At 63.1% G+C, this 6516-nt stretch carries 10 protein-coding genes; 4 read left to right on the top strand and 6 right to left on the bottom strand.

Features of this window, described 5'->3' with window-relative positions:
* The coding region (locus B0T44_RS27260; protein ID WP_217808769.1) for a hypothetical protein at positions 1-250 on the bottom strand (250 nt) is incomplete at its 3' end.
* A 114-nt stretch (positions 251-364) separates the two neighbouring features.
* On the opposite strand from B0T44_RS27260, the gene B0T44_RS27255 reads away from it, so the two are divergent.
* The gene (locus B0T44_RS27255; RefSeq protein ID WP_175648137.1) at positions 365-841 is read left to right on the top strand and encodes an RDD family protein; all 477 of its coding nucleotides are present in this window, start codon (positions 365-367) and stop codon (positions 839-841) included.
* Between the two features lie 16 nt (positions 842-857).
* Here B0T44_RS27255 and B0T44_RS19825 read toward each other — a convergent pair whose 3' ends face one another.
* Positions 858-1148 carry a hypothetical protein gene (locus B0T44_RS19825; RefSeq protein ID WP_077121237.1) on the bottom strand — a complete coding sequence of 97 codons (291 nt, stop codon included), beginning with the start codon at positions 1146-1148 and terminating at the stop codon, positions 858-860.
* Between the two features lie 220 nt (positions 1149-1368).
* Between B0T44_RS19825 and B0T44_RS19820 the strand changes: the two genes are divergently transcribed.
* Positions 1369-1854: a hypothetical protein gene (locus B0T44_RS19820; RefSeq protein WP_077121240.1), complete on the top strand. Its 486-nt coding sequence runs from the start codon at positions 1369-1371 to the stop codon at positions 1852-1854.
* Between the two features lie 276 nt (positions 1855-2130).
* On the opposite strand, the gene B0T44_RS19815 is transcribed toward B0T44_RS19820, so the two are convergent.
* The gene (locus B0T44_RS19815) at positions 2131-2739 is read right to left on the bottom strand and encodes a TetR/AcrR family transcriptional regulator (protein WP_077121243.1); all 609 of its coding nucleotides are present in this window, start codon (positions 2737-2739) and stop codon (positions 2131-2133) included.
* Between the two features lie 83 nt (positions 2740-2822).
* Here B0T44_RS19815 and B0T44_RS19810 point away from each other — a divergent pair, with 83 nt between their 5' ends.
* Complete coding sequence (locus tag B0T44_RS19810; RefSeq protein ID WP_077121245.1) at positions 2823-3224, top strand: nitroreductase/quinone reductase family protein; 402 nt, start codon at positions 2823-2825, stop codon at positions 3222-3224.
* A 94-nt stretch (positions 3225-3318) separates the two neighbouring features.
* The gene (locus tag B0T44_RS19805) at positions 3319-4059 is read left to right on the top strand and encodes a hypothetical protein (RefSeq protein ID WP_077121248.1); all 741 of its coding nucleotides are present in this window, start codon (positions 3319-3321) and stop codon (positions 4057-4059) included.
* A gap of 466 nt (positions 4060-4525) precedes the next feature.
* Here B0T44_RS19805 and B0T44_RS19795 read toward each other — a convergent pair whose 3' ends face one another.
* The 3 genes from B0T44_RS19795 to B0T44_RS19785 all read right to left on the bottom strand — a co-directional run bounded on the left by B0T44_RS19795 (position 4526) and on the right by B0T44_RS19785 (position 6362).
* On the bottom strand, positions 4526-5005 hold the full coding sequence (locus B0T44_RS19795) for an RDD family protein (RefSeq protein ID WP_077121251.1): 480 nt from the start codon (positions 5003-5005) through the stop codon (positions 4526-4528).
* A gap of 73 nt (positions 5006-5078) precedes the next feature.
* On the bottom strand, positions 5079-5759 hold the full coding sequence (locus B0T44_RS19790) for a TerD family protein (protein WP_077121253.1): 681 nt from the start codon (positions 5757-5759) through the stop codon (positions 5079-5081).
* A 27-nt stretch (positions 5760-5786) separates the two neighbouring features.
* Entirely contained in the window at positions 5787-6362 is a 576-nt protein-coding gene (locus B0T44_RS19785; protein ID WP_077121378.1) for a TerD family protein, read from the bottom strand.
* Positions 6363-6516: the final 154 nt, after the last annotated feature.

Genomic DNA, 6516 nt, shown 5'->3' with positions numbered 1-6516 from the left:
GGAAGGTCAGTTCAACGCCCATCGTCGGTTCGTGCCAGTCGCCGAAATCCCACTTCTCGGCGAGCCGGCCGTCATCGCCGATCGTCAATGGGTAGTACATGACATCGGCGAGATGTTGACCACGCAGCTCGGCCACGACTGCTTCGAGGTGTTTCTCGGCATCGGGTATCGGCGGCGGTGGCGGCACCCTCGCCTGGCCATCCGTTACGAACGCCAAGGACACCTGTTCGCAGCCTTTATCGACCGACATTGCCGCCGCGCTCATCTGCTACAAGAAACTCCCCACATGAGACGTCCCCTTACAGTACTCGAAATGGGAAGAGCGGCACCGCAAGAACTCCGAATGTCCGGCATAATGCGCGGAATGAGCACGTCATTCCCGAGTTACGCAGGACCGACGGGGCAGGGACCGCAACCACCGAACGTGCCGGAGGAAGCTGGGGAGAACCGGCTCGCCCTCGCGGCCGTCACAGACGGATTGCTCGCCCTGATCATCGGTTTCGCGCTGTCGCAGCGCGTATTCCACGCACATGACAACGTCGGGCAGTTTCTGGCGACATTGGTCGGATGTCTGCTCGCGGTGTCGTTTGTCAATCATGTGGTCGGCACGTTGCTGTTCCGCGGCAGTCTCGCCAAGTGGCTGTTCGGTATGCGGGTGGTGCGGGCGAAGAACGGACAGCGCGCTGGTTTCTGGCGGACGCTGCTGCGGTGGTTGGTCGGATTCGTTGTCATCATCGGGCAGTACTTCCTGGAGGGTGAGAGCGTGGGGCAGGCATGCGGCCTGCGCACTATCCGCCGACGGGACGAACGACTCCTGGCCGCCGCGCTCCGCACGCGGTGACCCGGAAAACGCCTGTTCATTGTAGGTTCGTATCCGATCTGACGGTTGTGACGATCGCGTGGGTTGGTGCAGCGGCCGCGCTGGCCGGCGAAGGAAGAGAAACGATGCCTCCTGTGCCGACATCGAGCGCCACACGAGCAGCGGTCCCGGCTATCAGGCTGAGGCTCCGGTTGGCGCGGGAGCCCTCGAAAGGTGTGGTTTCGATCGAGATCTGCCCGCCGCCGATCCCGAGAAGATAAGCGAGCAACCGTTTCTCGTCCTCGGCGAGCCCGTCGCTGCCCGGGCCAGGCGACAGCGTACTGCTCACCGCCCAAGCGTACGAACCCGTCGTATTCGATGGCGAGTTGTTGGCTACTATTACGCTGGTCACCAGGCCTCCGGTGGTCTCTCCGGTTTTCTTGGCCGTTAACCAACTACCGGAGAGCTCACCTCGGACCAGCCCGTGATCCACACTCGACTTTCACAAGGAAGTTCGTTCCCGCGAAGTCGGCACGAACTCACTTCCCGGTACCGCAGCGGCAGACAAGATGGACGAAACCTCGAACGACGAGTGCACGCTTTTCACGCTGCCGAAAGGGGCGACAGGCTTCTTCTGGCCGAAGGATGGCCCCCTGCCCGAGACTGACCTGCGGGCATTTCGTACCGCCCTGTATGTCGCTGCCCGCACAGCCAGAGGCGGAGTAGGCGAGGTGGAGGAACAGGCGTACCCCCGGACCTTCCATACCGCAACGATTGTCGAGCACTCGGGCGAGACGGTCGTCCTGTGTCACGCCTACCACCCATGGATCGCATTCACCCGAGAACGTCAGTATCAGTACACAGATCAGTTCATTGCGCCACCGCCGTGGGCTTCGGCCTTCACCCACAGGGGGTTCATGGTCCTGATGAGCAAACAGCTCGCCACACCACTCCGTTACGTCGATACCGATGTGCTGTCGCAGAATGAATGGCGCGAGATCCGCTTCTATGGCATCACCACGCTAGGTGGGGTCCTCTTCAACGCCTGGGACTGATGAGCAAGTCCACAAGTGGGTCCGTACCAGCTTCATCAACACACAAATCTACTTCCTGAGCACGTCCTAGCTGGAATTTAATCTCTGAACTGCTGTTTTGACGATTTTCGGCGGGGTCGTGGCCTGGCAGTTCTGGAAGGTTTGTTTGCGGCGGTCTTGATATGCACGTCGTAGCAGGGCGCCGGTTGCTGGTTGCGGCGGCCGGCGGGGTGGCCTGGTCCGGGGCAGGAGGGTTTCGGTCACGATCCAGGCCCCGCCGCCGGTTACGAGTCAGGACTATTCGTGTTGGTTGCTCGCAGGGTCGATGGTTGTGCCCAGATGAGCGTTGACGATCGGCGCGATGCGGGAGGTGAGCTCGCCGAGGTCGGCGGAGGCGATCGGCTCTACCCGCAGGATGTAGCGGAGGTAGGCGATGCCGAGGAGCTGCGCCATCGCCAGGTCTACCCGCAACTGTGCATCGGGCTCGGGTAGCTCCGTCGCGATCTGTGCATAGACCTGTTCCTGGATGAACTCACGTACCAGTTCGGCGGTCTCTTCGTCGGTGGCGGCTCCACGTAAGATCGCCAGAAGTGGGGCACGCGAATCTGTGCGATCCCATGCTTCGAAGAACGTCTGTGTCAGCCGCTCGCCGACTCCGCTCCGGTCTCCCTGGACGACTCGCGCGGCGAGTTCTGCGGGCTCGAAGGGCCAGCCCATCGTGGCACGGAACAGCCCGGCCTTGCTACCGAAGTAGTGCCTGATCAGTGCGGGATCTACGCCGGCGTCGGCTGCGATCCGGCGCACGGTGGTCTTGTCGTATCCGGTTGCGGCGAATCTGTGCCGTGCCGTCTCTACGAGGAGTTCTCTGGTGTTGGGCGTTCCTGGGCGTCGTCCGATCGGAGGCATAGAACAGAAATTCTACAATCGTTGACTTTCTTTTCGCTGAGCCGATACGCTCATACTGGAATTCAACAAGCGAGGAGTTTCTTATGCCGGCACCGCGGTGGATCGCCCGTGCCAATCGCTACGGGCTCAATCAGGTCACCAGATTCGTTGCTCCATGGGCGCCGGGGTGGGCGGTCGTCATTCACCGGGGGCGCAAGTCGGGGCGTACCTTCCGGACTCCGTTGTGGGCGTTTCATCGTGAAGGTGGTTATGTGATCGCGTTGACCTACGGAACCGAGTCCGACTGGGTGAAAAACGTCGTCGCCGCCGACGGATTCGAACTCGAGACTCGACGTCGACGCTACGAGGTCGGCTCGCCACACCTCTACCGCGACGAGTCCGCCCAGGGGATGCCGCCGTTCATCCGGTTCATGTTGCGAAAGGTGATCAAGGCGCCGGACTTTCTCCGCGTCGACGTGGTTCGGGAGCTCGGCAAGGTTCACTGAACGACCGGGCGAAGCTGGCACAAATCCGGCTACACCGCGACAGCGGTCGATCCGACGACGAGTTCCGACACATTTCACGACAAGGACGTTCATCATGGACATCGTCAACGATCATCTGGCGGTCAAAGCTCGCCTCCTCACACCGACCGATAACGGGTTCCTCCTACTGGCTGCGGAGATCGGTGGCTGGGCAGGCCCGTTCCCGCTACCCGCACGTCCGCGCAGCCGGGTGCTCGCCCAGATCGGGCCGCTCTGCAGCCGGCTCGCCCGTCGTGACGACGTGGCCGAGGCAACGGCATTCAGCGCTGTGCTACGGCCGCCCGGCGAAGGCTCCCGGCTGCTGCACCGAGCCGGTGTGCGGCCCGCCCGCTACGACATCGTCGTACTGATCCGCACCGGGGGTGTCGCTGACCTCGAGGCGCTGCGCACCGACCCAGCACGTCTCGAACTCGTAGCCTTACTGGAGAACACCGGTCGGCACGTGCACATCACCGCCGCAAGCAACCCCGCCAGGATCGCTGATGTCGATCACAACGCGGACAGCTGGTTCCTGTTCAACTACTTCTATTGCCGAGACAGACAAACCGTCTTCGACGTATGGCAATACACCGCCGGCTGGTTCCAGCGGAAAACGGCTCTGCCGGACTCGGCCCTGATGCAGCCACTAACCGGCGAACCGGATGACTACAGCCTCATCAACCATGCCAGCTGGCCGAGTCTGCGCACCTTCTTGCCCAGTCTGCTGTTTCGGCCGACCTTCCGTTCCTTCGTCCTGGCCAACTTCTCCGCCAACGAAATTGCCGCCCAGCCGATCATCTACCGGCGACTCCGATGAACTCTGAGCAAACCAGCGCTCGTAGCTACGGCAGCTGCTGAGACTCCCAACCGCACCTATACGGCCGGGGCAACTTTCTTGCCGCGGAAATGGGTTGCCGCAGGCAAACACGGCACGCTCTCGTCTGGGGAACGAGTTACGCGGGCGCGCATGTACTGGTGGTGGCTGCCACCGACCGGCGGGTGCGGGCCGTCGTGGCCCAGGTGCCGTTGACTGCCGGCTGGTCTACATTCACCCGGCTGGTCCTCTCGGTCATGCTGCCCACCGTGCACAGGGAAGAGGGGCAGAACCTCTGTCAATTACCTGCCGGGCAAGGTCATCGGTGGCCGAGGTGAACTCGACGACTGGAACGAGAGGGCCAAGGTCGTGGGCGGCACTGCCGCTTCCCTCCCCGCACCTATCGCGGCGGATCGCAGGGCTATGAAGTTCGGTTCCGGCCCATCAGGTTTCGACCGGCCGGGCCGTGCTACCCTGACTGGTCTTCGACGACCCGAGTCCCGTCTGCGAAGCGATCGTGCCAGCCCTGTTTGCTGGGGCTGGAGCCGATGGTCACCGCAATCCCCAGGGCGGCGAAGAACCAGAGCACGCCGCCGATACACGGGATGAGATTGAGCAGCATGTAGGAGTTTCGGAATGCGGATTCCTTGAGACCGGGTTTGGTTGCCCCGCCGGCTCCTTCGACATGCAGCCCGAGCAGTTTCTTGCCGGGTGTGGCGCCGGTGGTCACCTCGAAGCCGAGGAAGTACAGGAAGGCGAAACCCGCGCCGGGCAGGATGGAAACCCATTCGGGGGTGCTGGTGGACTTGCTCAGTAACCAGAACAGGATTGCCCCGACAATGCCTGCGATCACCCAGTCGATGAAGCGGGCGCCGGCGCGCTTACCCAGACCGGCCGGAATAACCCCCACAGGGGTTCCGAGTCGGGGATCGTATCCTTCTGTGCTCATTGATTTTTCCTTGTGATAGAGACCACACGAGATCGAGCGGGCCGGGGTCCCGCCTGCCGAATGACCGGTCGCGCTACTTGCGACCCGGCGCCCAGCGGATACCCCACCGGTAGGCACGGTCGAGGTCGGCCTGGCCGCCGTTGACGTATTCGACCTCACGCCCCACGGTCAGGCCGCGGCCCGTATTCGTCAGCAGCGCGACCGCGCAGATACGTGCCCCGTCGACTGCGGAATCCAGGCGGATCTCGATCTGCGGCCCGGCTGTGGGGTACATGGTGACGACACCGTCGACCGCCGCCCAGTTCGGAGCTCCCTCGTAGATCATGGCGAAGACCAGGATCCGGCGGAACGCACTGGGGTCGGCGAGGTTGATGTGCAGATTCTCCCCGCTGGTCACGGCGCCGGTGCGGTCGTCACGATCCAGGGCGATGAATGGAGGCTTGTTCAGGTCGCCATAGCTGTTGCCCAGTGCCTGGACGACGCCCTTGGAGCCGTCGGCGAGTTCGTAGAGGCAGCCGAGGTCCAGGTCGATACCGCCGCTTGCGCCGAGCAGTTTCGCGAAGAAACCCGGCTTCCCGGCCGGCCCCGGATCGGTCCAGTTCAGGTTCACCCGCATCACGCCCTGGCGCTCGCCGCTTTTGGTGAGGTCGACGCTGCGTTCGTTCTTGGTGAGTGTCAGTTTGTTCGGGTCGGCCCCCCGGTTCACGTCGCCCGCCGCAGACGTTGCCTGATGTTTGGTGTAATCGATGGCCATCAGCTGTGCTCCCGATCGCAGGTGAGGTCAGATGTTCACGCCGTAGTCGCGGGCGATACCGGCCAGTCCGGACGCATACCCTTGGCCGATGGCACGGAACTTCCACTCCGCACCGTGGCGGTAGAGCTCCCCGAAGACCATAGCGGTTTCGGTCGAGGCATCCTCGGTCAGGTCATAGCGGGCCAGTTCCGTACCCGTCGTCCGGTCCACGACCCGGATGAACGCATTGCGGACCTGCCCGAACGACTGTTGCCGCGCATTCGCGTCATGGATCGAGACGGGAAAGAAGATGCTGGTGATCGTGGGCGGAGTGGCGACCAGGTCGACATTGATCACCTCGTCGTCACCGTCCCCCTCACCGGTGAGGTTGTCGCCGGTGTGCTCGATACTGCCCTCGGGCGAACGCAGGTTGTTGTAGAACACGAAATGCCGATCCGAGAGGACCTTCTGATCCGGCCCGGTCGCCAGCGCGCTGGCATCGAGGTCGAACTCGGCGCCCGTGGTCGACCGCACGTCCCAGCCCAGACCGACCGCCACCGCGGTCAGATGCGGTGCCTGTTTCGACAGCGATACATTGCCACCCTTCGCAAGGGTCACGCCCATCCTGTTGTACTCCTTCTCATGGTGAACGGCCGCGGTCATGGTGCCCGGCGAATGCTTAAGCCAGCATTAACGACGGTTCGGCGCGGCATCGCGGTACCCGCGCCGAACCGCTTCGACCTCGGTGTGAGAGCAACACGGTCGAGGCGGTACCCAT

The sequence above is a fragment of the Nocardia donostiensis genome (genome assembly GCF_002081715.1).
Taxonomy (GTDB): domain Bacteria; phylum Actinomycetota; class Actinomycetes; order Mycobacteriales; family Mycobacteriaceae; genus Nocardia; species Nocardia donostiensis.
Note: the sequence above shows the minus strand (reverse complement) of the source record. Positions and strands in the feature narration are given on the sequence as shown.

What these genes read in the sequence shown, in the direction of transcription:
- B0T44_RS27255 (WP_175648137.1), top strand. Translation starts at nt 365, where the DNA reads ATGAGCACGTCATTCCCGAGTTACGCAGGACCGACGGGGCAGGGACCG.
- B0T44_RS19820 (WP_077121240.1), top strand. Translation starts at nt 1,369, where the DNA reads ATGGACGAAACCTCGAACGACGAGTGCACGCTTTTCACGCTGCCGAAA.
- B0T44_RS19810 (WP_077121245.1), top strand. Translation starts at nt 2,823, where the DNA reads ATGCCGGCACCGCGGTGGATCGCCCGTGCCAATCGCTACGGGCTCAAT.
- B0T44_RS19815 (WP_077121243.1), bottom strand. Translation starts at nt 2,739, where the DNA reads ATGCCTCCGATCGGACGACGCCCAGGAACGCCCAACACCAGAGAACTC.
- B0T44_RS19795 (WP_077121251.1), bottom strand. Translation starts at nt 5,005, where the DNA reads ATGAGCACAGAAGGATACGATCCCCGACTCGGAACCCCTGTGGGGGTT.
- B0T44_RS19785 (WP_077121378.1), bottom strand. Translation starts at nt 6,362, where the DNA reads ATGGGCGTGACCCTTGCGAAGGGTGGCAATGTATCGCTGTCGAAACAG.
- B0T44_RS19790 (WP_077121253.1), bottom strand. Translation starts at nt 5,759, where the DNA reads ATGGCCATCGATTACACCAAACATCAGGCAACGTCTGCGGCGGGCGAC.
- B0T44_RS19805 (WP_077121248.1), top strand. Translation starts at nt 3,319, where the DNA reads ATGGACATCGTCAACGATCATCTGGCGGTCAAAGCTCGCCTCCTCACA.